Origin of the sequence: uncultured Gimesia sp., assembly GCF_937919775.1 — a bacterium.
Classification (GTDB): Bacteria; Planctomycetota; Planctomycetia; order Planctomycetales; family Planctomycetaceae; genus Gimesia.
This window is the reverse complement of record NZ_CALFPF010000130.1, coordinates 1-1,945: the sequence shown is the minus strand read 5'-3', so window position 1 is coordinate 1,945 and position 1,945 is coordinate 1. Positions and strand designations below refer to the sequence as shown.

The 1,945-nt window shown below is 50.9% G+C and carries 1 protein-coding gene; it reads left to right on the top strand.

The annotated features are described in order from the left end of the window. Nucleotides 1-93 precede the first annotated feature (93 nt). The gene (locus Q0294_RS03545; RefSeq protein ID WP_299460989.1) at nucleotides 94-1,551 is read left to right on the top strand and encodes a SpoIIE family protein phosphatase; all 1,458 of its coding nucleotides are present in this window, start codon (nucleotides 94-96) and stop codon (nucleotides 1,549-1,551) included. Nucleotides 1,552-1,945 lie beyond the last annotated feature (394 nt).

The following is a 1,945-nucleotide window of genomic DNA, read 5'->3' as shown; positions in this document are numbered from 1 at the left end:
CTTTTGCGAATCCCCAGACTAAAAGAGACTGTATCAACCCGCCAATACCACACGTAATTTCCCACAAACCCGGGTCGTTAACAAAGTACCGAAATGCACGCGTTAAAGCAGAAACGCCCTAAGAGATCCATTCGCTTCCAGCTCCTGCTGGTGGTGAACGCCGTGCTGGCGATTTTTGTGGTGCTGTTCCTCATCTTTTCCTATCAGCGCGACCTCGCCGGACGACTGGAAGATAAACGGATCGCACTCGAAGAAGAAGCGGCCGCTTTGCTGCCCTCCATTTTACAGATGCAGCATCAGGGGCGAGACAAAATTCAGGAGTACATCGAAACCATCTGTGGACAGATGCAGGAGATACACGCACCCGTGCATCACATTGCCGTGACATTTCAACATGATCGATTCCGGCTGCTTTCCGAACGCAAGGCCACCCCGGAATTACTGCAGGTCATCCAGCAGGCAGCAAAATCACCCGGGCGTCCTGCAAGTTTTGGTGCTTCCGAAATAGTTGTCGGAACTTATACTCAAAGTGGTGCGACCGTGTATGTCTCTGAAACTCTGGATAACCTTTATGGATCGGTGTTCCGTGAAGTCCTGAACAATCTTTCCGGATTCATCGTACTGTCCTTCATCACCGGCATCGTAATCAATCTTGCGTTGACCACGATTGTCACTCGGCCGTTACACCATCTGGTTCAAACGGTGCAGGAGATTGGGCAGGGGCAACTCGGTACGCAGTCAGAAACGTTTCACTGCGCCGAACTCAACTACCTGACGCACGAAATCAACGCCATGAGTGCCTCGCTGGCGGCTGCAGAAAAGATTCGCAAACGGCAAATGGCCAAGGCCCGCAAGATTCAGGAAAACCTCTTACCAGAGGAAATCAATATTCCAGGTCTCAACGTGGCCTCTCTCTTTCAGCCAGCCGACGAAGTGGGGGGCGACTATTACGATGTACTCCCTTTAAGTGACGGCGCCTGGCTGTTCTGCATCGCCGACATCACAGGGCACGGCATTTCCGCAGCGATGAGTGCCGCGGTACTGAAAACCCTGCTCATCCAGGCAACCGAGCATACCTGCTCACCGGCGGAAATATTGGATTTCATTAACCGCCGGTTCACGGTCATCAGCCCGGTGGGCGAATTTGTTTCCATGCAGCTCCTGCGAATCGTGCCTCAGACACACCTGCTGGAATACGCGAGCGCAGGTCACGACCCCGCCTGTTTTCTGTCGCCGACAGGCGAAACAGCAGACTCAGAAACCACGGGTCTGCTGCTGGGCATTGACGAAGATGCCACCTGGGACAACATCACGCTGCATTTAACGAAAGGACATCGCCTGCTGATGGTGACCGACGGCGTCAGCGAAACCCATAACCCCCAAGGCGAAATGTTCGGACGCAAACGCCTGATCGCCTTACTGAAAGAGTGCCAGCAGCTGACAATCGAGCAGACCACGCTGCAACTGCAAGAGCGCCTCTCAAACTTCCGCAGCACCAATCCCCAACAGGACGACGTTACGGTGCTGCTGATTGAAATGACCGACGATTAATCGGAGCATCAACAGTGCCGAACAGGATTGGGTCTGAACCTCATAGCGCTCACGGAATCGAATGACACTGCTACCGACGAATTGATTCTCTTCAGATTAGACTATCTCAATCAAGTCGTCTGGTTCTCCCATTGGCATTGATTTGTAAGAGATCTCAGTCGGCTCCTACTCACACAGACACGTCTCTGTACAGTCAATCATAAAACATCAAACTCACTGAATGTAGGGTAATCATTCTAATAGGTAAATCTGTTTACAGATAAACGACTTTTTGATCCATATATCAACTTCGCATTGAATACTGAGGTTTTTTACTCCATTTTCAACCGACAAGTAACGATAGATGTTTGGGGATTCTATTTCTCAATTACTCATATCGGCTTTGCTGAGTCAT